29 protein-coding genes and 1 pseudogene are annotated in these 26,320 nt (G+C 69.6%); 13 read left to right on the top strand and 17 right to left on the bottom strand.

From position 1 onward, the window contains the following. Window positions 1–76 precede the first annotated feature (76 nt). The 5 genes from CJ022_RS09630 to CJ022_RS17510 all read right to left on the bottom strand — a co-directional run bounded on the left by CJ022_RS09630 (window position 77) and on the right by CJ022_RS17510 (window position 2,678). A complete protein-coding gene (locus tag CJ022_RS09630) occupies window positions 77–877 on the bottom strand; it encodes an SDR family oxidoreductase (protein ID WP_101926443.1) in 801 nt (266 codons plus the stop codon). Between the two features lie 73 nt (window positions 878–950). Continuing rightward, window positions 951–1,199 carry a hypothetical protein gene (locus CJ022_RS09625; protein WP_101926442.1) on the bottom strand — a complete coding sequence of 83 codons (249 nt, stop codon included), beginning with the start codon at window positions 1,197–1,199 and terminating at the stop codon, window positions 951–953. Window positions 1,200–1,210: 11 nt separating this feature from the next. After that, window positions 1,211–1,513 carry a YkgJ family cysteine cluster protein gene (locus CJ022_RS09620; RefSeq protein ID WP_101926441.1) on the bottom strand — a complete coding sequence of 101 codons (303 nt, stop codon included), beginning with the start codon at window positions 1,511–1,513 and terminating at the stop codon, window positions 1,211–1,213. After that, window positions 1,510–2,178, bottom strand: a complete 669-nt coding sequence (locus CJ022_RS09615) for a class I SAM-dependent methyltransferase (protein ID WP_101926440.1) — start codon at window positions 2,176–2,178, stop codon at window positions 1,510–1,512. Before CJ022_RS09615 ends, CJ022_RS09620 begins: the two co-directional genes overlap by 4 nt. Window positions 2,179–2,339: 161 nt before the next feature. Further along, the gene (locus CJ022_RS17510; protein WP_233198681.1) at window positions 2,340–2,678 is read right to left on the bottom strand and encodes a hypothetical protein; all 339 of its coding nucleotides are present in this window, start codon (window positions 2,676–2,678) and stop codon (window positions 2,340–2,342) included. On the opposite strand from CJ022_RS17510, the gene CJ022_RS17505 reads away from it, so the two are divergent. From CJ022_RS17505 to CJ022_RS09600, 3 genes are all read left to right on the top strand, one after another. Next, window positions 2,655–3,461, top strand: coding sequence for a hypothetical protein (locus CJ022_RS17505; RefSeq protein ID WP_233198679.1), 807 nt, complete (start codon window positions 2,655–2,657; stop codon window positions 3,459–3,461). The two genes, CJ022_RS17510 and CJ022_RS17505, sit on opposite strands and share 24 nt — an antisense overlap. A gap of 154 nt (window positions 3,462–3,615) precedes the next feature. Further along, window positions 3,616–4,161, top strand: a complete 546-nt coding sequence (locus tag CJ022_RS09605; RefSeq protein WP_233198718.1) for a DUF998 domain-containing protein — start codon at window positions 3,616–3,618, stop codon at window positions 4,159–4,161. Between the two features lie 64 nt (window positions 4,162–4,225). Beyond that, window positions 4,226–4,402: a DUF1328 domain-containing protein gene (locus CJ022_RS09600; protein WP_101926438.1), complete on the top strand. Its 177-nt coding sequence runs from the start codon at window positions 4,226–4,228 to the stop codon at window positions 4,400–4,402. A 503-nt stretch (window positions 4,403–4,905) separates the two neighbouring features. On the opposite strand, the gene CJ022_RS09595 is transcribed toward CJ022_RS09600, so the two are convergent. The 4 genes from CJ022_RS09595 to CJ022_RS09580 all read right to left on the bottom strand — a co-directional run bounded on the left by CJ022_RS09595 (window position 4,906) and on the right by CJ022_RS09580 (window position 10,490). Beyond that, window positions 4,906–6,210, bottom strand: a complete 1,305-nt coding sequence (locus CJ022_RS09595) for a short-chain fatty acid transporter (RefSeq protein ID WP_101926437.1) — start codon at window positions 6,208–6,210, stop codon at window positions 4,906–4,908. 185 nt (window positions 6,211–6,395) lie between these two features. Then, the gene (locus CJ022_RS09590; protein ID WP_101926436.1) at window positions 6,396–6,821 is read right to left on the bottom strand and encodes an MliC family protein; all 426 of its coding nucleotides are present in this window, start codon (window positions 6,819–6,821) and stop codon (window positions 6,396–6,398) included. A 79-nt stretch (window positions 6,822–6,900) separates the two neighbouring features. After that, window positions 6,901–9,243 (bottom strand): glucosylglycerol-phosphate synthase, encoded by a 2,343-nt coding sequence (ggpS, locus tag CJ022_RS09585; RefSeq protein ID WP_233198678.1) that lies wholly within the window; start codon window positions 9,241–9,243, stop codon window positions 6,901–6,903. Continuing rightward, complete coding sequence (locus tag CJ022_RS09580) at window positions 9,240–10,490, bottom strand: MFS transporter (protein ID WP_425490793.1); 1,251 nt, start codon at window positions 10,488–10,490, stop codon at window positions 9,240–9,242. Before CJ022_RS09580 ends, ggpS begins: the two co-directional genes overlap by 4 nt. Window positions 10,491–10,924: 434 nt before the next feature. On the opposite strand from CJ022_RS09580, the gene CJ022_RS09575 reads away from it, so the two are divergent. Then, a complete protein-coding gene (locus CJ022_RS09575) occupies window positions 10,925–11,554 on the top strand; it encodes a hypothetical protein (RefSeq protein WP_158238387.1) in 630 nt (209 codons plus the stop codon). A gap of 278 nt (window positions 11,555–11,832) precedes the next feature. On the opposite strand, the gene CJ022_RS09570 is transcribed toward CJ022_RS09575, so the two are convergent. Beyond that, window positions 11,833–12,120, bottom strand: a complete 288-nt coding sequence (locus tag CJ022_RS09570; RefSeq protein WP_101926433.1) for a DUF3247 family protein — start codon at window positions 12,118–12,120, stop codon at window positions 11,833–11,835. A 131-nt stretch (window positions 12,121–12,251) separates the two neighbouring features. On the opposite strand from CJ022_RS09570, the gene CJ022_RS09565 reads away from it, so the two are divergent. Continuing rightward, window positions 12,252–12,518, top strand: coding sequence for a DUF2789 domain-containing protein (locus CJ022_RS09565; RefSeq protein ID WP_101926432.1), 267 nt, complete (start codon window positions 12,252–12,254; stop codon window positions 12,516–12,518). Between the two features lie 64 nt (window positions 12,519–12,582). On the opposite strand, the gene CJ022_RS09560 is transcribed toward CJ022_RS09565, so the two are convergent. After that, window positions 12,583–13,302 (bottom strand): Crp/Fnr family transcriptional regulator, encoded by a 720-nt coding sequence (locus CJ022_RS09560; RefSeq protein WP_101926431.1) that lies wholly within the window; start codon window positions 13,300–13,302, stop codon window positions 12,583–12,585. A 224-nt stretch (window positions 13,303–13,526) separates the two neighbouring features. On the opposite strand from CJ022_RS09560, the gene CJ022_RS09555 reads away from it, so the two are divergent. Then, the gene (locus CJ022_RS09555; RefSeq protein ID WP_101926430.1) at window positions 13,527–13,715 is read left to right on the top strand and encodes a hypothetical protein; all 189 of its coding nucleotides are present in this window, start codon (window positions 13,527–13,529) and stop codon (window positions 13,713–13,715) included. Window positions 13,716–13,724: 9 nt separating this feature from the next. On the opposite strand, the gene CJ022_RS09550 is transcribed toward CJ022_RS09555, so the two are convergent. Continuing rightward, window positions 13,725–13,916 carry a CPXCG motif-containing cysteine-rich protein gene (locus tag CJ022_RS09550; protein WP_101926429.1) on the bottom strand — a complete coding sequence of 64 codons (192 nt, stop codon included), beginning with the start codon at window positions 13,914–13,916 and terminating at the stop codon, window positions 13,725–13,727. A gap of 273 nt (window positions 13,917–14,189) precedes the next feature. Here CJ022_RS09550 and CJ022_RS17500 point away from each other — a divergent pair, with 273 nt between their 5' ends. The 3 genes from CJ022_RS17500 (at window position 14,190) to CJ022_RS09540 (ending at window position 17,353) form a co-directional block, all read left to right on the top strand. Beyond that, window positions 14,190–15,575: a molybdopterin-dependent oxidoreductase gene (locus tag CJ022_RS17500; RefSeq protein ID WP_233198677.1), complete on the top strand. Its 1,386-nt coding sequence runs from the start codon at window positions 14,190–14,192 to the stop codon at window positions 15,573–15,575. After that, window positions 15,484–16,338 (top strand): molybdopterin dinucleotide binding domain-containing protein, encoded by an 855-nt coding sequence (locus CJ022_RS17495; RefSeq protein ID WP_233198676.1) that lies wholly within the window; start codon window positions 15,484–15,486, stop codon window positions 16,336–16,338. Before CJ022_RS17500 ends, CJ022_RS17495 begins: the two co-directional genes overlap by 92 nt. A gap of 103 nt (window positions 16,339–16,441) precedes the next feature. Continuing rightward, window positions 16,442–17,353, top strand: a complete 912-nt coding sequence (locus tag CJ022_RS09540; RefSeq protein ID WP_101926428.1) for a CE1 family esterase — start codon at window positions 16,442–16,444, stop codon at window positions 17,351–17,353. Between the two features lie 67 nt (window positions 17,354–17,420). Here the strand turns inward: CJ022_RS09540 and CJ022_RS09535 are convergent, their stop codons facing one another. From CJ022_RS09535 to CJ022_RS09515, 3 genes and pseudogenes are all read right to left on the bottom strand, one after another. After that, window positions 17,421–18,476, bottom strand: a complete 1,056-nt coding sequence (locus CJ022_RS09535) for an ATP-grasp domain-containing protein (RefSeq protein ID WP_199171482.1) — start codon at window positions 18,474–18,476, stop codon at window positions 17,421–17,423. After that, a pseudogene (locus CJ022_RS17490) lies at window positions 18,464–19,458 on the bottom strand (tyrosine/phenylalanine carboxypeptidase domain-containing protein). Before CJ022_RS17490 ends, CJ022_RS09535 begins: the two are co-directional and overlap by 13 nt. Window positions 19,459–19,631: 173 nt before the next feature. Continuing rightward, window positions 19,632–20,489, bottom strand: coding sequence for an N-formylglutamate amidohydrolase (locus CJ022_RS09515; protein WP_158238385.1), 858 nt, complete (start codon window positions 20,487–20,489; stop codon window positions 19,632–19,634). Between the two features lie 107 nt (window positions 20,490–20,596). On the opposite strand from CJ022_RS09515, the gene CJ022_RS09510 reads away from it, so the two are divergent. From CJ022_RS09510 to CJ022_RS09500, 3 genes are all read left to right on the top strand, one after another. Beyond that, entirely contained in the window at window positions 20,597–21,145 is a 549-nt protein-coding gene (locus CJ022_RS09510) for a YaeQ family protein (protein ID WP_101926422.1), read from the top strand. Window positions 21,146–21,384: 239 nt separating this feature from the next. Then, window positions 21,385–22,242, top strand: coding sequence for a PA4780 family RIO1-like protein kinase (locus tag CJ022_RS09505; protein ID WP_101926421.1), 858 nt, complete (start codon window positions 21,385–21,387; stop codon window positions 22,240–22,242). Window positions 22,243–22,585: 343 nt separating this feature from the next. Next, window positions 22,586–23,479 carry a pseudouridine synthase gene (locus tag CJ022_RS09500; protein ID WP_101926420.1) on the top strand — a complete coding sequence of 298 codons (894 nt, stop codon included), beginning with the start codon at window positions 22,586–22,588 and terminating at the stop codon, window positions 23,477–23,479. Between the two features lie 147 nt (window positions 23,480–23,626). Here the strand turns inward: CJ022_RS09500 and CJ022_RS09495 are convergent, their stop codons facing one another. Continuing rightward, window positions 23,627–24,892 carry a TIGR03862 family flavoprotein gene (locus tag CJ022_RS09495; RefSeq protein ID WP_101926419.1) on the bottom strand — a complete coding sequence of 422 codons (1,266 nt, stop codon included), beginning with the start codon at window positions 24,890–24,892 and terminating at the stop codon, window positions 23,627–23,629. A gap of 118 nt (window positions 24,893–25,010) precedes the next feature. Here CJ022_RS09495 and CJ022_RS09490 point away from each other — a divergent pair, with 118 nt between their 5' ends. Continuing rightward, complete coding sequence (locus CJ022_RS09490; protein ID WP_101926418.1) at window positions 25,011–25,277, top strand: DksA/TraR family C4-type zinc finger protein; 267 nt, start codon at window positions 25,011–25,013, stop codon at window positions 25,275–25,277. Between the two features lie 20 nt (window positions 25,278–25,297). Here the strand turns inward: CJ022_RS09490 and CJ022_RS09485 are convergent, their stop codons facing one another. Further along, window positions 25,298–26,038 carry a creatininase family protein gene (locus CJ022_RS09485; RefSeq protein ID WP_101926417.1) on the bottom strand — a complete coding sequence of 247 codons (741 nt, stop codon included), beginning with the start codon at window positions 26,036–26,038 and terminating at the stop codon, window positions 25,298–25,300. Between the last annotated feature and the right edge of the window lie 282 nt (window positions 26,039–26,320).

Raw genomic sequence — 26,320 nt, 5'->3', positions numbered from 1 at the left:
GTCGGGGACGGTTCATGCGGCTCCGTGCCCGCGCCATGGTGCGGGCGGTGCGTGGGCAGCGCCTCCCATGCATGCGCTAGGCGTACTGCATCTTCCGGGTCATGCCGCCGTCGACGACGACGTTCTGTCCGGTGACGAAGCCGGCCTGCGACGAGAGCAGGTAGACCGCCAGCGCGCCGATGTCCTCGGGCGTGCCGACACGGCCCGCCGGATGCTGCGCGTGATCGCGCCGCGACAGCGCGGGGCGTCGGCGTGCGGCGGGTTTGCGCCAGGCGTCCGTCGCGATCCAGCCGGGACTGATCGCATTCGTCCGGACCTCGGGGCCTTCGCTGATCGCCAGCGCATGGGTGAACGCGACCAGCGCGCCTTTCGACGCGGCGTAGGGTTCGGTGTGCGGCTCGGACTGCAGTGCGCGGCTGGACGCGATGTTGACGATCGCACCGCGCTGCGCGCGCAACGCCGGCAGCGCGTGCTTGCAGCACAGGAACGCGCCGGTCAGGTGGCTGTCGAGATAGCGCCGCCAGTCGGCGAGCGCGAGCGTCGCGAGATCGTCGACGGCGGGATCGGCGAGGCCGGCATTGTTGACCAGGCCGTCGATGCGGCCGAAGCGCGCCTGCGCCTTCGCGACGAATCCGCGGACCGAGGTCTCGCGCGACACGTCGAGCGTGGCGAAGAACGCCCGGTCGCCGATGTCCCATTCCTGCAATGCGGCCGCGCCGGCGCTGCGGTCGAGATCGCCGATCGCGACCCGTCCGCCTGCGCCGAGGATGGCCTGGGCGATGCCGCGGCCGATGCCCTGCGCGCCACCGGTGACCAGCACCACGTGGTCCCGCAACGGCAAGGCGTCGTGCGACTGGATTGGGGGCGTCAACGACATCGGCGTACTCGGCGTCCGGACTCGGGCGCGCATGCTGCCGCGGGTGCGGCGTCCTGCGCGTGAACGCGTGTCGTCAGGACTCGCGCCGCTTGCGCGGCTTGGCGGCTTCGGGCTTCGGCGGCGGGGCCGGCTCGGCATCGACCTTCATCAGGGTGCGGGTCACGCCCAGCACTTCGATGCGACCGCCGGACTTGCGGAAATCCGCGAGGTCGTCGGCGATGCGCGCGCTGGTCACGGCCGCGCCGCGGTCGTTGGGCTTGCGGCCGCCGAACAGGTGGCTGGTGTTGGAAGGGGGCAGGGCAGGTTTCTTGGCTCGTGGCATGGTCGTCTCCGTCAGTACATGACCAGTGGGATGCCGCGCAAATTGCGATCGGCGTAATCGTCGCGGATCCCGCGGCAGTAGGGGCCGGCCATCACGAACCGGCGGCACACATCGGGGCGCGTTTCGTAGATCGAGCAGCACATGCGCGCCGCGTCGATCGCCACGCACCAGCCTTCTTCGTCGCGCGCCATCACCCGCAGTCCGGCATCGGTGACGTCGGTGAAGCGTTCCGGCACGTCGTCGCCGGACTGCAGCACGACGGTGAGCCGGCAGCAGACCGCATCGCATCTGTCGCAGTCGATCGCATCGCTCATGCAGGCCGGACGCCGGCGCGGCGGTAGTGCAGGATCTGTCCGCGCCCGGCGGCGGTGTCGGCGTCGTCCATCGCGCAGCGCGCTTCGGTGACCTCGAACCCCTGCACGCCCAGCATGCGGGTGAACGGCGCGCTGTTGCCGCGCCCGGGGTCGGTCACCAGCACCTCGGCCTGCGGCCGCGCATGCCGCTCGACGACGCCCGACAGCAACGCCGCGTGGTCGCGTTCGTAGAGCACGTCGCTGGCGATGATCATGTCGAAGTCACCCAGGGTGTGGAGGGGATGGTCCCAGCGCATCTGCCGGTAGTGGATCGCGGGCAGTGCATTGAGCGCGGCGTTGTAGGCGAGGAACGGTTCGGCCAGCGGGTGCACGTCCGATGCCACGACGTCCGCACCGCGACGTTGCAGCACCAGGCTGGCCAGGCCGATCCCGCATCCGATCTCCAGAATGCGCTTGCCGGCGATGTCGGCTTTGTCCATCGCCTGCGCGAGCAGGCGACCGGACGGCCACAACTGGCCGAACAGACACCACTGTGCCGACGAGATGCCGAGGCGCGAGCCGTGGCCATCGGGATCGGCGAACTGCTGGCGATCGCTGAGCACCCGAAGCCGGAATGGATGACCGCCGACCTGGACAGTGAGATTGCGGGTGGCATAACCGGGCACGGCGCGCTTCCTGGAGAGCGTCGTCCGCGAAACGGACGATGACGCGGGAGAGGAAGCGAGGCGGACGACGGCTCAGGTCGCGCGGGACGCGGAACGGGCCTGGCCCGACGGCGGAGTCTAGCATCGCGGGCGTGACGACGCCCGGCGGCGGCACGCTCTGTTCAGGTGCGGAGGTTCGTGTAGCTGGCGTTGCCGAGCCCGGTGCCGATGGTCAGCACGCCCCAGCGCGCGACCGACCGCATCCGCGACGCCTCGCTGAGGCCCTGCACGATGGCGTCGTTGTGCAGCCGGACGACCGGCGCGCGGCCGCCGATGCGGTCGAGCCGCTCGCGCAGCGCATCGGCCAGGCGGAAGTCTTCCGCCTCCCAGTCACCGGGCAGGTTCTGTGCGCCGTGGGTGATCGCGCCATTCGGGTCGATCTGTCCCGGACACGCGATGCCGACGAACGGCGCGAGCCGCATGCGCAGCGTGCGTGCGTGGGTGATCAGGCCGTTGAGCATGGCTGCGGTCCGCGCAACGGCAGCGGCGCGATCGGTCGATTCGTCCGCGTGCCGCCATTGGGTGCGCTCGAGCACCTTGGCGTGGCCGCCGTCATCGCGCGACTCGACACGCGGCGCGACGATGCCGCACCGGATGTTGGTCCCGCCGATGTCGACCGCGAGGAATGCGTCGTGGCGATGCGCACTGGCAGGCGCCAGCGGCACCCAGCCGAGCAGGCCGGCATCGTCGCCATCGTGGCGCAACGGGGTGAGATCGACGCCGGCCCGCGCCAGCTTCAGCAGACGACCGGCGCGGCGCACCGAGAGCGCGCCCGCGCGGCTGCCCGGAAAGCCACCGCCGATGACGACGCGCTTGACGCCGTCCCACTCCGGTTGCGCGAGGAAACACCGGACGACGTCCGCCAGCCGCTGCGCATGGTCTTCGATCGCGGTGTGGACGAGGTGCGCGGCGTCGGCATCGCCGCCGACCAGGACGAGATCGATGTCCTTCTTGGGAATCGCCTCGGTCGGCGTGCGGCCGAAGGGATCCCGATCGTCGCTGAAGGCTGGCGCCGCCGCGCGTCGAGCAGGGCGCGGAACGCGGTCTGGCTGGCGCGATCGCCGATGAAGCCGTCGCCATCCGGTTTCCGCAGCGCGAGATTGCAGCTGTCGATGCGCAGGCCGGGCAGATGGGTGGCGGCATGCCGGTGGCGGTTGTCGCGGGCGCGGGTCATGGGCGGTCGATGTCGGGCGATGGCCGGCATCGTTGCCCGCGACGGGGACAGGAGGCGTGACGGTGGCTAGCATGGGCGAACGTCCCCGCGCCGCCTTCGCGATGTCCCCATCCGGCTCTCCCGTTACGACACATGTCCCGACCCGGGCGGAGGCGATGCCAGCGCTCGCTTCGGTCTGGCCGCGGCTCGCGGCCGCCGGCCTGGTCTGCTTCACGGCTGCCGCGATCGCACTGCATCTGCTGCGCCCGGAGCTCGATCCGGTGCGGAGCCAGATGAGCCTGTATCTGATCGGCGACTGGGGGCCGTTGTTGCAGGCCGCGTACGCGACGCTGGGCATCGCGATGATCGCGCTGGCCTGGGGCCTGTACCAGGCGACGGTGCCGGCGGCCCGCAGCGGCGCACCGCTGCTGCTGTTCGTGATCGGCGGCATGTCGCTGACCACGACGGCCTACGCCTGGATGGATCTGCCGGGCGTCGATGCGAGCTTCGAAGGCCTGGTCCACGGCGTGTCCGCGCAGGCCGCGTTCCTGTGCACGGCGACCGGCATCGTGTTGCAGGCGTGGCGCTTGCGGGTCGATCCGGGCTGGCGCGCGCAGGCGGGCTGGCTGCTGCCATGGGCGCTGCTGTGCTTCGCCTCGGTGTGGATGCTCGCGTTGTGGCGCGAAGCGCCGCGCGGACTCGCGCAGAAAACGGTGATCGCGCTGCTGATCGGCTGGCTCGCCGCGGCCACGGCACTGCTCTGGCGACGGACGCGCGCGCATCGCACGTGATGCGTTCACACCGGCGGGACGAGGGCGTTGCAAGACTCTGCGCCCCCGACACCAGGAGCGCGTCATGATCAAGTGGGCCATCATCTTTGCCGTCATCGGTCTGATCGCAGGCGCGCTCGGATTCAGCGGCGTCGCCGGTGCCTCGATGGGCATCGCGAAATTCCTGTTCTGGGCGGCCATCATCATCGCGGTCATCCTGTTCGTCATCGGACTGACGGCTGCGAGAAAGATCGCGAAATAGCAGCGGCAGCACGCGCCACCCGCACGCCCGCGTCCGCCCCTGGCGACGCGGGCGTCGTGCTGTAGGGACGCCGGGTGATCGCAGCCGTCGTGGCCTCGCGACCACGCGCGCCGACGTCGGCTGCGTTCACGCGGACAGGACCCCACAGTTGGAAGACTGCACGCCTTCGGAACCGCACCCTGTCTCACGCAGTCACGCGCAACCGGATTTTCCCAACCAGGAGCGCGTCATGTTCAAGTGGATTCTTCTCATCGCCTACCGGCTGTTCCGCCGGCGTTCGTCGCGACGGGCCTCGACGCGACGCTGAACCCGGCGCGCGCGTTCGCTGACGAACCGCATCTTCGATTCATCGTGCGATACGACGACGGCTTCGGCCTGTCCGGGGCTGGCGTTTTCGCGAGGGTCGAACGCGCCTGTCATGCACGAGGAACGCCGACCTATGCCTCGTATGGCGGTGGCGTCGCGAGCGCAGCGCCCGATCGGCAATCGCGCGCAGGTCGCGCTCAGAACAGCGCGAGTACCAGTCCGATCACCGTGCCTGAGGCCACCAGCAGGATCAGGCAGTAGCCCATGATGTCCTTGATCTTCAGGCCTGCGATCGCGAGCAGCGGCAGGGCAAAGAACGGCTGCAGCATGCTCGTCCAGGCATCGCCCCAGGCCACGGCCATCGCGACGCGTGGCAGGTCGGCGCCGAGCGCCTGCGCCGCGGGAATCATCACCGGCGCCTGCACCGCCCACTGGCCACCGCCCGACGGCACGAACAGGTTGATCAGCCCCGCCGACAGGAAGGTCCAGGCCGGCAGGCTGCCGGCGGTCGCGAACGAGGCGAACCATTCCGACAGCGTCGTCGCGAGACCGGACTGCACCAGGATCGCCATGATGCCGGCGTAGAACGGGAACTGGACGACGATGCCCGCGCCGCCCTTGATCGCTTCCTGCAATGCGGCCAGCAGACGCGCCGGCGTGCGGTGCAGCACGATGCCCAGCATCAGGAAGCCGTAGTTGACGATGTTGAGGTTGAGCCCGCCGCCGCCGATGAAGTGGTCGGCGAGATAGACCAGCCCGGCGACGCCGACCGCGACCGACAGGACCCAGCCGTGTTCGAGCCGCTCGGCCGGCGTGGCATCGGCGGCGAGGAGCGGTGGCTCGGGATCGTCGGGCGGCGTGAACAGCACGGCGTCCTGGTCGGGCGGCGTCATCGCGCGGTTGACCAGCGGCACGACGACGACCAGCAACGCGATGATCAGCAGGTTGAACGGCGCGAATAGCGTCTGCGACGTCGGCACCAGGCCGATGGCGTCCTGCATAAAATGCCCCTCGGTCGCGATGGTCAGCGGGATCGATCCCGACAGTCCGCCGTGCCAGATGATGAAACCGGAGTACGCGCTGGCCACCAGCAGGCGGTAATCCACGCGCACATGCCGGGCGACTTCACGCGCGAACAGCGCGCCGATGACCAGGCCGAAGCCCCAGTTGATCCAGTTCGCCGCCATCGCCACCAGGGTCACGACGACGATCGCGTTTCGGGGCGTGCGGCAACGCGAGGCCAGCCAGGTGAGGCCGCGCTTGACCGGCGGGGTCTTGGCGAGAATGAAGCCGGTGACCAGCACCAGCAGCATCTGCATCGAGAACCCGAGCAGTTCCCAGAACCCGGTACCCCAATAGCGCACGAGCTCGAGCGGCGCGGTGCGTTCGATCGCCAGCGCGGCGCTCGCCGCGAGCGCGGTGAAGATCAGGACGAAGACGTAGGCGTCGGGCAGGAACCGTTCGACGAGACGGACGGACAGGCGGGTGGCGCGCTGGAACATGGAAGGGGGCCGGCGGGGGACGGCTGCACACGATAACGGCGACGCGTCGCGACCGCAGATAGACCTTGGTCGGTCACCCGCACCGTGGACGCGTCGCCAACCGTCCGGTGCACATGGAAACGGCGCCCGGAGGCGCCGTCGATGTCGGTCCGCACGAGGCCGCAGTCACGCACTGCGGCGCCGGATCAGTACACGCGCGTGCAGTTGCGTTCGGACTGGCCGGCCAGCGACAGCCGCGCCTCGTCGGTGCCGTGGGTCCACAGCTGGTTGCCCGCGTCGTCGGTGTAACGCGCGCCGGAGTCGGCCGACGCGGTATCGAGGGCGTGGGTCACGTCGTCGACGATGAATTTCGCCACCTCGCCTTCGTTCTCGAACGCGACGGTCATGCGCATGCCCTCGCAGTCATAGTCGACCGTGGAGGACGGCTCGGCCGCGGACTCGCGCGCCGCCAGCGATCCCGTGGCGGGAACGTCTTCGGCATCGTCGACAGGTGCCGGCGCCGGCGCAGGCGTCGTCACTGGTGCCGTATCGGCGGCGGGCGTCGGCGGCGGATCGCTGCCGCACGCGGTCAACAGACCGGCGATCAGCAGAAGCGGAAGGGTCTGGCGCATGCGGTCGGCCTCTGGGTTGGGGAGTGTGCAGTCTGGGCCGCGCCGGGTGAATCCCCGGTCGCGGCCCGCGTGCCGCACGTCAGGCGGCGAGTCCGCGCATCGCGTAGCGATGCCGGTCCGCGCCGCTGCCGCTGGTCTGCACCGCGTCGAGGAAGTCGCGTCCCCAGCGCTCGACATCGTAGTGGCTGACGATGTCGAACAGCTGGCGCTGGCGACCGACGGCTTCGTGCTCGGGCATCTTCAGCGCCTGGCGCAGGCCGGCGACCAGGTCCGCCTGGTCGTGCGGATTGGTCAGCACAGCGCCCTTGAGTTCGGCGGCGGCACCGGCGAACTCCGAGAGCACCAGCGTCCCCGCGCTGCCCTCGATGCCGTGGGCGGCGACGAATTCCTTCGCGACGAGGTTCAGGCCGTCACGCAGCGGCGTGATCCACATGACGTCGGCCGCGGCGTAGTGCGCCAGCACTTCCTCAAACGCGAAGCCGCGCGCGAAGAACCGCACCGGCGTCCAGTCGAGCATCGAATGCTGGCCGTTGATCCGCCCCACGGCCTGCTCGATCTGCGTCTGCAGCTGGCGGTAGACGGTCATTTCCTTGGCCGCCGGCACGCAGATCATCAGCATGTTGACCTTGCCCTTGAGCTCGGGCTGGGTCTCGAGCAGGCGTTCGAACGCGAGCAGCTTCTCCAGCGAGCCCTTGGTGTAGTCGAGGCGCTCGACCGAGAGCACCAGCTTGCGACCGCTGAACTCGCGGCGGATCTGTTCCAGTCGCACGCGCACCTTGGGGTGCGCCAGGCCGTCGCGGATGCGCTTGAGGTCGGTGCCGACCGGATGCGCGCCGAGCCCGATCGTGCGGTCGCCGACCCGCAGCCGGGTGGTGACGTTGTCGAGGCCCACGGCGCAACCGTAGGTCAGGAAGCGCGGCGCGCAGCCTTCGCGCGTCAGAACTTCGGTCGGCATCGCGCCGCGCACCACATCGACGAAGTTCTCGACCTGGCGCGGGATGTGGAAGCCGATGTAGTCGCACTGCATCAGACTGCCGAGGATCTCGCGGCGCCACGGCACGACGTTGAAGACGTCGGCGGACGGGAAGTACGTGTGGTGGAAGAACGCGATGCGCACGTCCGGCCGCAGTTCGCGCAGGTAGGCCGGCACCATCCACAGGTTGTAGTCGTGCAGCCAGACGGTCGCGCCCGGTGCGGCTTCGGCGGCGGTCGCCTCGGCGAACTTGCGGTTCACGCGCAGGTAGATCTTCCAGTCTTCTTCGCGGAACCGCGCGCGCTCCCAGAACGTGTGCAGCAGCGGCCAGAACGCTTCCTTCGAGAAGCGCTTGTAGAACGCGTCGACTTCCGTCTTCGACAGAGGCACGCGTGCGACGGTCAGGTTGGGATAGGCATCGGCGTCGACCGGCGTGCGGGTCTCGAACTTGCCGAGCTTGGGATCGTCGACGCTCCACGCGACCCACGAGCCTTTCTGCCCGCTGCCGAAGAAACCGAGCAGGCTGGGAATGATGCCGTTGGGCGACGTGGGCCGGCGGCGATTGCGCTCACCGTCCTCGACGTATTCCTCGTAAGGCAGGCGGTGGTAGACCATCACCAGATCGGACTGGCCGGTGGCTTCGGGCGCGCGGATCTTCAGGTGCGGATCGTCGGCTTCGAGCAGGTCGAAATGCGCGATCGCTTCGAGAATGCCGCCGCAGCCGGGCTCGCGCGCATGGAACACGTTCGCCAGCTGGTTGGTCGCATCGACCAGTGCCGGCTCGGATTCGCCGACGCACACGCCCTGGAAGCCCGAGGTGTACATCGACAGGTCGTTGAGCGTGTCGCCGGCGACCAACACGCGTTCGCGCGGCAGGTCCAGATGATCGGCCAGCGCGGCCAGGGTGCGGCCCTTGTCGGTGTTCAACGGCAGGATGTCGAGATAGCGGTCGGCCGAATACAGCACCGAGCAGTCGAGCTTGCGCGCCGCGGCTTCGATGTCGCCGCGCACGCCCTCGAGCGTGCCGGGTTCGCAGAAATAGGAGCAGCGGCGTTCCTGCGGCACGTCCTGGCGCACCAGGCCAGGAAAGCCGGCCATCGCCTCGGCGACGGCGTGTTCGCCGGGCCAGCGGCGGTCGATGTGGGTCTGCAGCGGCTGGATCGGCTGCAGCGTGCGGCCGTCGACCACCGTGCCGCCGACATCGCAGATCACGTAATCGGGGCGCGGCAGGCTGGGATCGGACAGCAGCGGCATGACGGCTTCGAGGCCGCGGCCGGTGACAAAGGTCAGGCGGATCTCGGGATGGCGGTCGACCAGGCGGTAGAGCTGCTGGCGGTGCGCGGGCGAGCCGGCGAGGAAGGTGCCGTCGAGGTCGGTCGCGAGCATCAGTCGCGGGACGAACGGTGTGTTGGCGGGGGTGAGGTCAGCGGTGGTCGTGTCAGGAATCAATGGGGGTCCTTGTGTTGTGGTTCGGAAAGATCGGGGCCCTCCGGCGCGGGGCCGGTCTCGGGCAGCAGTTCGAGCGCGGACGGCGTGGTCCGCAGCATCGGGTGGAAGTGGGCGGGATGGTCGTTGTCGCGCTGGCGAAGCAGGCGGCGCCCGGCAGCGATCACCGCCATCGCGCCGAGCACGACGGCGAACGATGCCGGGAGCGCGGACGTCCCGTAGCGCGACATCGCCGCGCCCGCGATCGCCGGGCCGATCGCCGACCCGACGCCGTTGAGCAGCAGCAGGCTGGAACAGCCCGACAGCGTGTCCTCGGTCGGCAGGTGATCGAGCAGATGGGCGACGCAGATCGGATAGATCGCGAAGGCCACGCCGCCGAACAGGAAGAACAGGCCGAACAGCGCGATCTGCGATTGCGCGGCGATGAACACCATCGCCACGCCGATCAGCGCAGCGGCCGCGCAGATGAGCGCCAGCGTGGTGCGGCGGTCGCCGCCGTCGGACAGGCGACCGATCGGCCACTGCAGCAGGGCGCCGCCGAGGATCGTCGCGCTCATCAGCGAGGCGATGCCCTGCAGATCGAGGCCGAGGCCGGCCGCGTAGACCGCGCCCATGCCCCAGAAACCGCCCATCGCCACGCCGGCGAGCAGGGCGCCGGACGCCGCGGCAGGCGCCGCGCGCCACAGCGCCGCGACGGCCAGGCGCGGCACGACCGGCAGCGTCGGCTGGGTCATGCGGCTGGCGACGACCGGCAGCGCCGCCAGGCAGATCAGCACGGCGACGATGCTGAAGAGTGCGAACGACGCGGGATCCTGCAGTCCGATCAGCCACTGGCCGGCGGCCAGCGCCAGCAGGTTGACGGCCATGTAGATCGCGAACACCTGGCTGCGCTTCTCCGGCGGCGCCTGCACGTTGAGCCAGCTTTCGATGACCGTGTACAGCCCGACCAGCGCGATGCCGGTCAGCACCCGCAATGCGCCCCAGGCCCAGGGATCGATGAAGATCGGATGCAGCAGGATCGCGGCCGCGCACAGGGCGGCATAGAACGCGAAGGCGCGGATGTGGCCGATCCGCTGGATCAGGCCGGGGGCGAGATAGGTGCCGAGGAAGAAGCCAACGAAGTAGCCCGACATGATCAGGCCCAGCGTCTGGTCGCTGAAGCCCTCCAGCCCGCCGCGCACGGCCAGCAGGGTGCCGAGCAGGCCGCTGCCCATCAGTAGCAGGGCGACGCCGACGAGCAGGGCAGTCAGGGCGCGAACGACAGAGATCGGAGCCTCCGGAACGGGATTCGGCGAAGGTGGGTGAGCATAACACATTGATAAATATGGAAAATACGAGCCTGTTCAGGCGCCTCCAAGATCTGCTGCGATGCAGCAAAAACCGCCGCGGAATCAGATGCTTGCAGCCGCTACGCGGTGGACGCCGCCACGGCGCCGTCTCGGCTAGGCACGTTTTTCGCTCCCGCGAGCGCGTACGTGCCTGCCGGTTCCACTTCCTCTGGACATGCGACTGGCGATGATCGGCGCCTGTCTGAAGGAGTGACTCCATGCGACCGTACCCGCTCGCCGCCGTCCTGCCCGTCCTGTTGCTTGCCGCATGCGGAAGCGAGTCCGATCGCCCGGCCCGCGCCGATGGCGGAGCGCCCGCGGCCGAAGACGCGGTCGCGCGGCCCGGAACAGAGGACGTGATCGTGTCGACGACCGAGCCGTTCTGGCAGGCGCGGGTCGAAGGCGACGTCATCCTGCTGACCGGCGTCGACGCCCCCGCGCGGCGCCTGCCCGGCGCCAGCGATGCGATGACCTCGGACGGACGCCGCATCGCCGCACGTGATGCAGCCGGCGAGGTCGTCGTCATCGTGCGCAAGATGCGCTGCGAGGACGCCATGTCGGGCGCCGAATTCCCGATGACCGGCCTGCTGACGATCGATGGTGTCGGCCCGATCCACGGGTGCGCGCGTCCCGCGTCGATGCCGCCACCGATGCCGCCGGAAGGCGATGCGGCGTCGGACACCGCGGCGATCCCTGCGCGCTGGCAGGGCCGCTGGGGCGCGGATGTCGCGGCCTGCGCCGATCCCGACGTCAGCATCGAAGGCCTGACGGTCGCAGCCGACGCGTTGCGCTTCCACGAAAGCATCGCCGTGCCGACCGCGGTCGAGCCGGTCGGCGACGACGCGATCCGCGTCACGTCGGACGACGCGGGCGAAGGCGAGCAGTGGACCGCGACCCGGACCCTGCGTCTGGAGGACGGTGACGAGACCCTGGTCGTCGCCGGCGCCGACGGCGCGTCGATGCGCCGGGTGCGCTGCGAGGAATGATCGGGATTCCACACGCGAATTCCAGCGCGTCTCCCGTCCGTATCGAATGCTCGGACTTCCCGTGAGAAAAAACCGCCACGCGCGGGCATGCTGCATCCCTGGCGGTCGGTGCCCGCCTGTGCGCTGACCGCGACATGGCGCGGTGTCGAGTTGTCTTTTCCGACAGCTGGCATTCCGGCTGTCCGCTGTCGGGCGCGGCAGCCGCACACCGGACGGCAGGCGAGCTGGAAGCAGCGCCTGGTGTCTGCTGAGTCGCTTCCTGCATTCGATGCGAGCGATCAGACTGCGCCGGCGTGGATCACCTCGCGCACGCCATCGAGCCAGATGTCCGTCGGCGCGTCGGCGTCGTCCGTGGCGGCGAACCGCAGCAGGGCGTTGTGGCCTTCGTCGCCGGCGGCGTCGCGGAAGGCTTCGATCGTCGGGCGGGCGGATACGCTGCCGGAGACGCGGCGACCGTCTTCGAACAGCAGCTCCACGCGCGCGTCGTCGTCGAGTCGGTCGATCAGCGCCTGCAGACGTGCGATGTCGGCTTGCGAAGTCAGGATGCGGGGCGGGGTGTGGCTCATGCGCGGATCCTCCGGAAAATGCCGATGCTCGCGCGTGCCTCGCTTACGCGCAGTGAGGAACGGCGCGCCGTCTCCTCGCCGCGTTGACGCCGTGCCGACTAGGCTGCGCCATCCCCACGACAGGCACGCCCATGGACCAGACCGTACATCCGTTCTCCGAGCTCTTCGCGCAGCTCGGCCTGCCGGACGACGAAGCCTCGATCCGCAAGTTCATCGCGACGCACTCGCCGCTGCCGGACGACGTGCGCCTCGAGGAGGCATCGTTCTGGACCCCGGCGCAGGCCGCGTTGCTGCGCGAGGAGCGGATCGAGGATGCCGACTGGATCGTGGTCATCGACCAGCTCAACGTCGCGCTGCACGCCAGGCCCGAGGTGGAAGGCGAGGGCACGACCGGCTGAGATCGCCGGCAGCAGGTGACCCGAGGTCCGGGCAATCCGCGCGGCGCCTCGGGCGCAGCGCTCGTCAGGGATACGGATGCGCCAGCAGGCGGTCGTATTCGATGCGGATCACGCCGTAGCACTCGCAGGCGCGGGCGATCAGGCCGTCGCGTTCCAGCACCTGGATCAGGCCGCGGCTGTAGCGGATGCAGCCGTCTTCCTGCAGGCGGCGCGCGGCTTCGGTCACGCCCTCGCGGCGCACGCCGAGCAGTTGCGCGATCTGCTCCTGGGTCATCTTGATCTCGGTCGAACCGATCCGGTCATTGACCAGCAGCAGCCAGCGCGTGAGCTGCTTCTCGACGGTGTGGTGCTGGTTGCAGACCCCGGTCTGCGCGGTCTGCGTCTGCAGCGCCTGCATGTAGCGCAGCATGATCGCCTGGAAGGCCCCGCAGCGACGGAATTCCGCCGCGGCCAGATCGCCGCGCATCGCCAGCGCTTCGCCGCCGACCTTGACCACGTTGCGCGCCGGCGTCGTGCGGCCGTCGGTCAGCATCGCCAAGCCGACAGCGCCTTCGTTGCCGACCATCGCGATCTCGCTGCTGTCGCCGTTCTCGAGCACATAGGTCTTCGAGACGATGCCCTCGCGCGGGAAATACAGCATGTTCTGCGGCGCGTGCGGCTCGAACAGCACCTTGCCGGCCTGCCACTCCACCAGCTGGAGCTCCTCGCCAAGGCGGTCGCAGACATCCGACGGCAGATGCTGGAGAAGGCGGTTACGGGGCGACCAGGGCGTACGGGTGATCATGCGGTGCGGCGGGTCCGGTAGGCGGGCGGCAGACCATTCTCGTGCCTGAATAGGGCGAAGTATGTGCGAAATCGCGCTTACGTCGGATCAAGCGCCTGAACAGGCGTGCGTTAACGCACAGACGACGCGCGGGCGCGGGCGAATGCTGGGCCGCGGCGCCGGAGACATGTTCATGAACATGGCGCCGCCGCCGTTGCCCGACGCCACCGTAGCAAAGGACCGAATTGAACGTCGAAGATGTCGAGCTGTGCCGCGTCTATGGACAGATGTCGCGCGAGTACTACGGCGATCTGCCGTGGGACGCGTGTCTGCCGCGGCTGCAGGACGGCTGGATCCGGGTGCGCCGCGATCCGACCCTCGACTGGCACGAGGTCGAACCGCTGATCCGTGCGTTTTGGGAGGGCCCCGAATGAGCCGACCGCTCAGTCGTCGCGGCCGGTGCGCAGGGTGACGTCCTCGTTCTCTTCGTCGACGCGCAGATGCATCTCGATCGGACGGCAGCACACGGCGCAGTCCTCAATGTAGTCCAGGTCCCCCGCGCTCGCATCGACCATGGTGTCGAAGCGCTCGCCGCAATAAGGGCAATCGACGCCCAGCCAGAAGGTGTTGTCCATGCGCGCATCGTGCGGCGCTGCGTGTCTGCATGGCGTGGCGAGGCATGCGACGGCGGTGCGTTCCGCACCGCTGCCGTCACGTGGATGGCGCGCGTCGCCGGGTAGCGTGGGGCTTTCCGCGTCGCGAGGTCCGTCATGTCCGATTCCCCGAACTTCAAGCCGTACACGGGTCCTGCTGGCGGTTGGGGATCGGTCGGTTCGCTGCTGCATCGGGCCACCGACGGCGAGACAAGATCGATCGAAGGCACGCGCCAGCTGGCGCGGCAGAACAAGGTGGACGGCTTCGCCTGCGTCAGTTGTTCATGGGCCAAGCCGGCCAGCGCGCACACCTTCGAGTTCTGCGAGAACGGCGCCAAGGCGACCTTCTGGGAACTCGACCAGGGCCGGGTCGATGCGGCGTTCTTCACCCGTCATACCGTGTCCGAACTGCGGACCTGGGCCGACCACGACCTGGAGACGCAGGGCCGCATCGTCGAGCCGATGCGCTACGACGCCGCCAGCGACCGCTACGTGGCGGTGTCCTGGGACGAGGCGTTCGCGCTGATCGGCAACGAGATGCGCGGGCTCGATCCCGACAGCGCCGTGTTCTACGCCTCCGGCCGGGCGTCGCTCGAGACCTCGTACATGTATGCGCTGCTGGCACGCATGTACGGCAACAACAACCTGCCCGACAGCTCCAACATGTGTCACGAAAGCACGTCGGTCGGGCTGCCGCGCAGCATCGGCGTGCCGGTCGGCACGGTCCTGCTCGAGGACTTCGAGCACTGCGACTGCATCCTGTCGTTCGGCCAGAACGTCGGCGTCAACAGTCCGCGCATGCTGCACCCGCTGCAGGAAGCGAGCCGCCGCGGCGCGACGATCCTGACCTTCAACCCGCTGTACGAACGCGGCTGGGAGCGCTTCACCAATCCGCAGGAACCGGTGGCGATGGCGACCGGCCAGTCGACCCGGATCAGCGGCGGGTACTTCCAGGTCCGCGCCGGCAGCGATCTGTCTGTGATCCACGGCATCGCCAAGGCGCTGCTGGCGCTCGACGACCACGCCCGTACCTCGGGCCGGGAGCGCGTGCTGGACGTCGATTTCATCGAGACGCACACCCACGGATTCGACGCCTTCGCCGCGTCCCTGCGTGCCAGTGACTGGGCGGCGCTGGAGGCCGAGTCCGGTTTGCAGCGCGCCGACATGGAGGGCGTCGCCGGCGCCTATGCCAGCGCCAAGGCGGCGATCCTCGTCTACGGCATGGGTCCGCATGCTGTGCAATCTGGCGCTGATGCGCGGCAACGTCGGTCGACTCGGCGCAGGGATGTGCCCGGTGCGCGGGCACTCCAACGTGCAGGGCCAGCGCACGGTCGGCATCACCGAAAAACCCGAGCTCGCGCCGCTCGACCGGCTGCAGGCGCAGTACGGATTCTCGCCGCCGCGGCACAAGGGTCTCGACACCGTGGAAACGGTGGAGGGCATCCTCGACGGCTCGGTCCATGCCTTCATCGGCTTGGGCGGCAATTTCGCCCGCGCCGCGCCCGAGACCGGACCGCTGGAAGCGGCGTGGTCCTCGATGGCGTTGACGGTGCAGATCGCAACCAAGCTCAACCGCAGCCATCTGCTGTGCGGCAGGACCGCCTTGCTGCTCCCTTGCCTCGGCCGGATCGAGCGCGATGACCAGGCCAGCGGTCCGCAGACCGTGACCGTCGAAGACAGCACGACCTGCATCCATGCCTCGGTCGGCGTCAGCGAGCCGGCCGATGTGCGGCTGCGCTCGGAGCCCGCGATCGTGGCCGGCATCGCGCGCGCGATCCTGCCGCCGGACAATGCGGCGCCGTGGCAGGCCTGGGTCGACGATTACGCGACCATCCGCGATGCGATCGAAGCGACGTATCCCGAACCGTTCCGCGCCTTCAATGCACGCCTGCACACGCCGGGCGGGTTCCCGCGGCCCAATCCGGCGCGCGAGCGCGAATGGAAGACCGACAGCGGCAAGGCCGAATTCCACGTGCCAGAGGTGCTGTCGGCGACGGGCTTCGCGGATGCGCCCGGCCGCTTCCGGCTGATGACGATCCGCAGCAACGACCAGTTCAACACCACCGTCTACGGCTACCACGACCGCTTTCGCGGCATCGACGGAACGCGCCGGGTCGTGCTGATGCATGCCGACGACATCGCGGCGCTGCAGCTGGACGAAGGCGAGGAGATCGCGCTGGTCACCGACGTCGACGATGGCGTGTCCCGCGCCGTCGGGGGCCTGCGCCCGATCGCCTATGCGATCCCGCGCGGCTGCATCGCCGCGTACTACCCCGAATGCAATCCGCTGATTCCGGTCGCGCACCACGCGATCGACAGCCACGTGCTGGCCGCGAAATCGGTGCCGGTGCGCATCGTGCGCAGCAGCGACGCGCCGGTGCCCGCCGGTCCCGCACCCCACTGACGGGGCGCAGCGCGCGAGGGGTGGCGACGGCCAGGACGCCGTCGCACGGCTTGTCCTCGACGGCGCGCGGCCCGTAGTCTCGCGGCTTCGAACGGGAGACGACATGCGAGGTTCCATCCGGATCGCGATCGGCGTCAGCGCCGTGCTGGCCTGCGCCGCATGGGGACCTGCCCACGCCGCGCCGGCCTGCGACATCGGTGCAGCCGGACAGACCCGCACCGTGGCGTTGCCCGGCGGTTCGCGTTCGATGGCACTGCACCGTCCATCGGGCAGTGTGACGGGCCCGCTCCCGCTGCTGGTGCTCTTGCACGGCAGTGGCGGTACGGGCGCCGGCATCCTCGGTCATTCGGCGCTCGCCGGCACCGCCGATGCGCGCGGTTTCATCGTCGTCGCGCCCGATGCCGGCATTCCGCTCGACCAGGGTTTCGCCTGGCACGTGCCGGGCGTGCCCACGGTGACCGGTGAAATCCCCGGCCGCGACGCGGCCGACGATGTCGCGTACCTGCAGCGCGTCATGCGGTGGCTGACCGACGCGGGCTGCGCCAATGCCAGCCGAACCTACGTCGCCGGCCTGTCGGGCGGCGGCCGCATGACCTCGTGGCTGGGCTGCGTCGCCTCCACGCGCATCGCGGCGATCGCGCCAGTAGTGGGGCTGCGCGCCGGCAATCCGCTGGCCTCCAATCCTGCGCGGCCGGACCCGGCCACCTGCCGGCCACGCCTGCCGATGCCGGTGATCGCGTTCGCCGGCGCGCTGGACGACACCAATCCGATCGGCGGTGGCGGGGCGAGTTACTGGCAGTACGACATGCACGCGGCGCAACGGCGCTGGGCCCAGCTCAACCGGTGCACGGCCGCGCCGACCACCGAATGGGCCGGGACGGGAACGTACGTGGAGCGCTATTCCGGCTGCCGCGGTAACGCCGACGTCGAGGCCTGGGTCCGGGTCGAAAGCGGGCACAGCTGGGTGGCCGACAACGAGGCCCTGTGGGATTTCGTGTCGCGTTATCGGCGCTGAGGTTCGGCACGCGCGCAGCGACGGCGGCGAAGCCGCGCCGGGGCTTGCCCCGGCGCGTGGATCCGCTTCAGAGCATCGCCAGTTCGACGTTCGTCAGTGTGTGGTTGTACTGGTCGCGCAGGCGGACCTTGCGTTCCATGTCGTCGAGGATCGCGCCGCTGAAATCGAGACCGGTGAGCTCTTCGATCATGTTGATGCCGCCGGGCGTGTCGACGTTGATCTCCATCAGCTTGTCGCCGACGATGTCGAGCCCGGCGAAGTACATGCCGTCGCGCATCAGCTTGGGCGCGACGATTTCCGCCAGACGCAGCGCGTCCTCGTCCGGAACCGCCATCTCGTACTTGCCGCCGGCGCTGATGTTGCTGCGCGCGTCGCCGCTGTCGTTGTAGCGCCGGATGCAGGCGTAGGTGCCGTCGACCTGCAGCGGCCGGCCGTTGAGGGTCAGCAGGCGCAGGTCGCCGTCCTTCGCCCTGGGCAGGTATTCCTGCACGATCGCGTAGCCGTCGCGCATCACCGCGTCGATCATCTGGTTGAGGTTGCCGCCGCTGTCGGGCGTCACCACGAACACGCCCTGGCCGCCGGAGCCCTGCAGCGGCTTGATCACGCCGTAGCCGTCGTGGGTCGCGATGAAGGACTTGATCTCCTCGCTGTCGCGGGTGATGCAGGTGACCGGACGGACCTCTTCGGGAAAATGCTGGAAGTAGGTCTTGTTCGACGCGTCGGTCAGGTGCGCGGGATCGTTGAGCACGATCGTGTGGCGCAGTGCGACCAGCTGCGCGAACAGCAGGCCGCTGTTGGGCGCCCACGGACGTTCCAGCGCTTCCTCGGCAGGATCGCTGCGCAGCATCAGCACGTCGAGCTCGCCGACGGCGAGCCGCTCGGTCTGGCAGTTGGCGCCCTGCAGGTCCGCCAGCAGCGCGTCGTCGTCTTCGTAGTGGTCCTGGCAGGGCAGGTGCGCGTGCGCGCGGACCGCGCCGTTGGCGTCGTAGGTGAAATCGCCCAGGCCGATCAGCGCCACCCGGTGGCCGCGGTTGATCGCGTGGCGGGCAAGCCGGATCGTCGTGTAGTTGTTCTTTTCGGTGGCGACATCGTTGACGACGAAGCCGAGTTTCATGGGGGGCATGGGCGCTGGTCCGGAGGGCAGTGGGAGTGATGTAGCGCCTGCACCGGCGTCTTGCGACACGCGGCCAGGCGTTCGGAGAAATCGTCGGCGATGCTGTAGCGCGGCAGCAGGGCCGGCGGCACCATCCAGTCGTCGTCGAGCAGCTGGTCGAGCAACTCGAGCTGGGACAGCGCGAACTTGCCGACGAACAGCGCTTCGAACGCGCCGCCGGCGTGCAGGTAGGCGAGCAGGTCGCGCACGCCGCGCAGGTAGACCGCGTCCTTCGTCAGCCCGCCGCCACGGCGGGCGCGGACGGCGACGTCGAAGGCATCGTCGGTCGGCAGCGTGTGGGTTTCGTGCAGACGCTGGAAGATCGCCGGCGGCTACTCGGCGTCGATCGCCAGCGGCGCGGCGACCACGCGGGCGGCGAGCACGCGCAGGCGCTCGCCCGGCAGATAGCCGGTCAGGTATTCGGCGAGCACGCCGAGACCTTCCTGGGTCGGGTCGTATTGCGCCAGTCCGACTTCCAGCTGCTTCAGCGATTGCTTGCGGCCGTTGTGGCGCGTGACCACGTGGGTGCCGATCTCGTGCTGGATCAGTGGCTGCACGCGCGCCTGCGGCAGGCGGATGTTGCCGTCGATGTAGAAGGTGCCGTGTGACACCATCAGCATCGAGCTGATGTCGGTATCGATGACGACGTCGATGTGGAAATCCGGCGCCTGGGTGCGGTACCACGCGATCTCGTCCTCGACCGCGCTGCGCGCGTGACCGTGTCCAGGGTCTCGGTGGCCAGCGCCAGCAGGGCGTCGTCGACGTCGCCGAACAGGGCGATGCTGGCCTCGATGAAGGCGTCGGTGTCGCGCAGGTGCACCAGGCGGATCATGCGGTCGAGTTCGCGCTGCTTTTCACCGAGCAGCGCCTGCAGGGCGGGCGCTTCGATATCGGCGATCGGCAACGCGTCGAGCTCCGCCTGCACCGCAGGCAGGTCGCTTTCCAGATCCACGTAGCGCAACGCCGGTTCCACGCTGCGGCCGGCAGCGTCGAAGTCGCGCCACAAGCTGGCGCCGTCGATGGGCGAGAGTGCGAGCAGCCAGTCGACCTTGGCATCGAGGCGGGCCAGGACTTCGTCGACGTGCGCGGCGATCGGCGGCAGCGGCCGCGCGACGGCCGCCGGGGTCAACGGCACTGCAGGAACTCCGGGCGCACGGCGTCCACCGCTTTCTGCAGGCCGTCGCGCAGCGCATACAACGCGGCGATATCCGCCTGGCCCGTCCACTCGTCCATGAAGATCTTCTTGTACTCGGGCGAGATCGTGCAGACCTTGTCGCCCCAGGTCGCGTAGACCCATTCCGGAAAATGGCCGCCGGTGGGAAAGCGGACATTGGCACGAACGTCGGGCAGGGCGTTGCGCACCGGGTGGCGACGCAGCACGTTGGCGAAGCGTTTGGCGGTGTCGCCCCAGCGATCGGGATCGAACGTGGTGAAGCCGAGCTCGATATCAGGATTGCCCGCCGCCGGCGCAGGCGCGGCATCGGCACCGTCGCGACGGTGGTTGTAGCTGTGCAGATCGATCAGCAGCGCGCAGCCCCATCGGTCGACGGTGCGGTCGAGCAGCTCGCCGAACATCGCGTAGAAGCGGTCGTGCAGCGCCAGCGACGTGGCGATCTCGTCGTCGGGCAGCGGCGACTGCTGCCAGACATCGAGACCCCAGCACGCTTCGGGCGAGGCGTAGACGGCTTCGTCGCGCGAACGGTTGAGGTCGACCTCGAAGCGTGACGTACGCACGCGCAGACGGATGTCGCCGACGGTGGTCAGCAGGCCGGTGAGGGGATCCTCCTCGCGCCGGCGGCCCTCGTCGTCCAGTTTGACGCGCGCCTGCAGCGACTCGCGCAGCAGGTGGCCGTCGTGCACCGCGGTCGCGATGACCGGGCCGTCGGAGACGATCAGATCCCAGGCCGGATCGGGCTGGCGCAGGGCGGGCGGGGTGTCGGAGGTGAAACGGGTTGTGGTGTCGCGGCGGGTGTCATCTGGCATGTGGCGCATGATCGCAGCGGCGGAATGAGGTCGCCGTGACCATCGACGCGACAGGCCTTGACGCGCGTTTAACCTACAATCCGCGCTTCCCCGCGCAGGCTCCGTCGATGTCGCCCAAGGCCACCGTCTACAAAGCAGAGTTGCAGGTCAGCGACATGGACCGGCATTACTACGCCTCGCACGACCTCGTGCTGGCGCAGCATCCCTCGGAGACCGAGGCCCGCCTGATGGCGCGCCTGATCGCGTTCGCGCTGTTCGCCGAGGAACGCCTGGAATTCGGTCGCGGCCTCAGCAACGAGGAAGAACCCGACCTGTGGCGCCGCGATTACACCGGCGACATCGAGCGCTGGATCGACCTCGGCCAGCCCGACGAGAGCCGCATCCGCAAGGCGAGCAGCCGCGCGCGCGAGGTCATCGTCGTCAACTACAGCGGCAACGCGGCGGGTATCTGGTGGGACAAGATCGCCAACTCGCTCACCCGCCTGAAGAACCTGACCGTGGTCGATCTCGATCCGGCCTCGATCGAGGCGGCGACCGGTCTGCTGCAGCGGAGCATGCGTCTCACCGCGATGATCCAGGACGGCGAACTGCAACTGATGAGCGAGTCCGAGACCATCGCGATGACGCCGACCTGGCGGGTCCGCGCCGCCGGCTGAGCGAGTGCGCGGCGCGTCGGGCCCGGGGGCGCGTCGCGTCCGCTGCAGCAGGTGCGCTGGTGATGCCGCGGACCTTCCAGCACACGTGTTGCGCAAGAATTCGGTGTTCCGGCGGGGCTGCGCGCCGGCCGCACGTCGCTGCGACCGGCACCGCCGACGCGCCGCGTTCGAGCGCGGTTCGGGTGCGGCGGGGGATTTGGCCGCACAATGCCCGACCCTCACCGGAACGCGCCGGCCCCATGAAAATCCCGCAGGGACTGCAACCGCTGATCGACGACGGCATCATCGATGCCGTGCTGCGCCCGCTCAAGAGCGGCAAGGAGGCCGCGGTCTACGTCGTCCAGGTCGGCGACGACGTGCGATGCGCGAAGGTCTACAAGGACATGGCGCAGCGCAGTTTCCAGGCGCGCGTGCAGTACCAGGAAGGCCGCAAGGTCCGCGGCAGCCGCGAGCAGCGGGCGATGGGCAAGGCGACGAAGTTCGGCCGCCGCGAGCAGGAAGCGGTGTGGAAGACCACCGAGGTCGACGCGCTCTACACGCTGGCGGATGCCGGCGTGCGCGTGCCGCAGCCCTACGGTTTCTTCCACGGCGTGCTGGTGATGGAACTGGTGACCGACGCCGAGGGCTTCAGCGCGCCGCGCCTCGGCGAAGTGGAACTCGAGCCCGAGCAGGCGCGCGCATGGCACCTGCAGCTGGTACGCGACGTGGTCCGCATGCTGGTGCTCGGCATGATCCACGGCGACCTGTCCGAGTACAACGTGCTGGCCACGCCCGACGGCCCGGTGCTGATCGATTTCCCGCAGGTCGTCACCGCTGCCGGCAACAACAATGCGCGCGCGATGCTGCTGCGCGACGTGCACAACATGCGCGATTCGATGGCCCGCTTTGCGCCCGAGCTTGCCGAGACCCACTACGGCGAAGAGATGTGGGCGCTGTTCGAGGCCGGTGAGTTGCGCGCGGACAGCCCGCTGACCGGCCAGTTCGTGTTCGACACCCACACCGCGGACACCCGCGCCGTGCTGTGGTCGATCGAGGATGCGCGGCAGGTGGCGTTGATCCGCCAGCAGGGCCGCGACGAGGCCGATGCTGCCGATTGAGCGGCGCGCGCCATGTCGGCGGTTGCGGGTCGGCCGGCGCCTTCGGAAGCAGGCGGCGTCCGTCCATGCCCCTCATGCATCGCCCCTGCGAGACATCGGTCGGACAGCGGCGATGTCACGGCGACTTCCGAGTGGCGACCTCCGGAAGCTCGACGTTGCCGGGACGATGTCATGAGATGCGAAGCCATCAACGGCGAGCGCATGGGAGACAACAGGACGCGCCTGCGCCACGTTGCGCGTTCAAGCCGCTCTCCCGCCTGCGGGCGAGCCGTCGGGGTGGGGGCGTTGCATGCCGATGCGCGCTTCACGCCAGGGCACGCATCGGCATGACGTCGAACCCGCCATGACCCGTTCGCAATTCCCGCGTCTCGACGGCGTCCCCGCCAGTCGCCTGCAACTGCCGCCGGGTCCCTGGCGCACCGTGCTCGATGCGCTGGTCGCGCGGTTTCCGCAGGTACCTGCCGAAGTCTGGCGCGATCGCATCGCCCGCGGCCGGGTCCTCGATGCGAACGGCGATCCGATCATGGCGGAGACGCCATTCCGCGTCGGCGCCGAGATCGGCTACTACCGCGAAGTCGTCGCCGAGCCGGTCCGCGCGGCCGCCGAGCGCATCCTGCACGGCGATACGGATCTCGTGGTCGCCGACAAGCCGCACGGCCTGCCGGTCGCGCCGACCGGAGCCTTCGTCACCCAGACGCTGCTGACCCGCCTGGTCGCGCAACTCGGCAATCCTGCGCTGGCGCCGTTGCACCGGATCGATCGCGGCACGGCGGGCCTCGTGCTGTTCTCGGCGAATCCGGCGACGCGCGCCGCCTACCAGGCGCTGTTCCGCACGTCCCGGATTCGCAAGACCTACCACGCGGTGGCGCCGCCGCTGCCGGCGCTCGACTTTCCGACGACGCGACGCAGCCGCATCGAACGCGGTACGCCGTTCTTCCGCATGCGCGAAGTCGACGGTGCGCCGAACAGCGAAACGCGCGTCGACGTACTCGAACGCGGCACGACGTCCTGGCGCTACGCGCTGGTGCCGGTCAGCGGGCGCAAGCACCAGCTGCGCGTGCACATGGCCGCGCTCGGCGCGCCGATCCTGCACGATCCCTGGTATCCCGACGTGCGCGAGGACGCCGACGGTTCGCGGCCGCTACAGTTGCTGGCCCGCGCGCTCGCCTTCGATGATCCGCTCGACGGTCGCCCGCGTGCGTTCGAATCGGAATTCCGACTGTCGGACGTGCGCTAGGCAGGTCACGTGTTGTCAGCGATCGACGCGATCGGCATCGCGGTGTAGGCCGCTCATGAGCACGCAATCCCGCAGGCCCGCAGGCCTCGCACGGCAGTCGGTGAAGGAAGCCACGCGCGCAACGCCGCACACGCGATGCAGCCGGCCTCAGGCCGTGGTCCCGCCACGCCGCAACCACGCCAGCACCCCGTCCGCCGCGACCGCCGCGCTGGCGAAGCAGGCCGTGAGCAGATAGCCGCCGGTCGGCGCCTCCCAGTCCAGCATCTCGCCGGCGACGAAGACGCCGGGCAGGGCATCGAGCATCAGATCGTCGTTCGTCGCCTCGAGCCGCACGCCGCCTGCGCTGCTGATCGCCTCGGCCAGCGGGCGGGGCGCCGTGAGCAGCAGCGGCAGGCGTTTGAGCGTCGCGGCCAGCGTGGCCGGATCGTCCAGCGCGGGCGCGTCGAGCACCTCGTAGACCAGCCCGGCCCTGGCGCCCTCGATCCCCGCCTCGCGACGCAGCTGCTCGCTGCGGCTGCGGCGGCCGCGGGGCTTCGACAGGTCGGCCTGCAGACGCGCCAGCTCGCGTCCCGGCACCAGGTCGAGCTGCAGCAGCGCATGACCATCGCGCGCGATCAGATCGCGAAGCGTCGCGGAGACGGCGTAGATCGCGCTGCCCTCGATGCCGGTCGCGGTCAGTACGCACTCGCCCTGCAACTGGTGGGCGACACCGTCGAGGTCGCGCCAGTGCAGCACGACCGGCTTCAGGGGTGCTCCGGCGTGACGCTGGGCCAGATGTGCGCTCCAGCCGACGTCGAAGCCGCAGTTCGCCGCCTGCAGCGGCGCCACGTTCACGCCACGCGCCTGCAGCAACGGGTGCCAGGCGCCGTCCGAGCCGAGCTGCGGCCAGCTGCCACCGCCCAGCGCCAGCAGCGTGGCATCCGCGGCGTGGGCGATCTGGCCGGTCGGCGTGTCGAAACGCAGGACGCCGTCCGCATCCCAGCCCTGCCAGCGGTGCTGCATGTGGAACCGCACGCCGGACTCGCGCAGCTGCCGCACCCAGCCGCGCAGCAGCGGCGCGGCCTTGAGGTCGACCGGGAACACGCGACCCGACGAGCCGACGAAGGTGTCGACGCCCCGCGCAGCAGCCCAGGCGCGCAGCGCGTCCGCGTCGAATCCGTCGAGCCAGCGCCCGATGGCGGCCGCGCGTGCCGCATAGCGGGCGTCGAAGCCGGGGCGCGGCTCGGAGTGGGTGAGATTGAGGCCGCCCTTGCCGGCGATCAGGAACTTGCGGCCGACCGAGCCCTTGGCATCGAACAGGTCGACCTCGACTCCCGCCGCGCGGGCGCGTTCGGCGGCGAACAGGCCCGCGGGTCCACCGCCAACGATGGCGAGGCGGGGCGGTCGGGCAGGCAGGGAGGCGGGTTCAGGCATCGCGCCATTATGCGGGCCGGCATGCCGGGCCCGGAACCACGCCTGCGCTCATGCGCCGGTGACGCACCGCTTGCTACGCTCGCGGTCCCCTCGGAACCGACGCACGCAGGAGATTCGCATGGCCACCGGTTGGGCAGGCGACAGCGCGGTGCAGGACCAGATCGATGCGACGGTGAAGGATGCGATCCAGCGCGCCCGCCGCCAGTTGCAGACCGGTCCCGGTCTGACCCATTGCGAAGAATGCGAGGCGCCGATTCCCGAGGCGCGACGCGCGGCCGTGCCCGGCGTGCGCCTTTGCGTACAGTGCCAGGCGGCACGCGATGCGGCGCAGGACGGCGGGGGCGGCGTCAACCGTCGCGGCAGCAAGGACAGCCAGCTTCGCTGAGGGATGTCTGCGCGGATCGCTCAGCGTCCGCCGACGAAGGCGAGGTAGTCCTCGATCGTGTCCTGCACGCTGGCTTCGAACAGCTGCGTGCCGTGTTCGATGCTCGCCAGCGACGGGTCGGACCCGATCCGCCCGTCCGGAAAACGGCGGCGATAATCCTGCGCATCGGCGATCGGGCCGGTCGGCGCGAGCCGAGGATCCAGCGTCATCGGACGCGCCCGATCCGGATGCGCGTGCCAGGTCAGCGAGATCTCCGACGGTGTCGCGTGACTGCCCTCGCTGCTGCCGTACAGCTCGCGCGACAGTGCCTGCACGCGCCGGCCCATGTACCAGTTGGCGATCTTCAGCGACGGCGTGGACGCCGTGCCCGCCAGGCTGGCATCCGCGTACAGATCGGCGAAGGCCGCCTGCATCGTCGCCACGTTGCCGCCATGGCCGTTGAAGAAATACACGTGGCGGAACCCGTGCCGGGCCAGGGACTGGACCACGTCGCGGATCACCGCGATCAACGTCGTCGGACGCAGCGTCAGCGAGCCGGGGAAGCCGAGGTGATGCTGGGCCATGCCGATGCTCAGCGTCGGTGCCACGAGCACTTCGAAGCGCTCGCCGACCGCGTTCGCAACGACCTCGGGGCAGATCGCATCGGTGCCGATCAGGCCGTTCGGGCCGTGCTGCTCGGTCGATCCGATCGGCACGATGATGCCGCTGGAATGGCCGAGATAGGTCTCGATCTCGGGCCAGGTGCTCAGTTGCAGGCGCATGGAGGTCCTCGGCGGGCGGGGACCTGCAGCATACCTGTCGTGGATGACCGGACCGGGCGGGTCGCCACAGCCCGCGCCGTCGCCCTGGACGCGCGGTTCCTGGCGCTCCGGACCGCAGCGCGCTGCGCTCAGACGTCGAGCGGGTCGTCATGGACGCGCGCCGCGGGCACGCTCGACGGACGCTGGCCGCGCCAGCGGCGCACGGTCCGCTGGAAGAACAGGCTGTTGGGAATCTGCAGCGTGGTGCCCGCGTGCGGGCTGTCCTCGTGTTCCTGCAGCGTC

It is taken from the genome of Luteimonas rhizosphaerae, from assembly GCF_002849595.1.
GTDB lineage: Bacteria > Pseudomonadota > Gammaproteobacteria > Xanthomonadales > Xanthomonadaceae > Luteimonas > Luteimonas cellulosilyticus.
The sequence above is the reverse complement of the archived record's forward strand: the minus strand, read 5'-3'. Positions and strand labels throughout refer to the sequence as shown.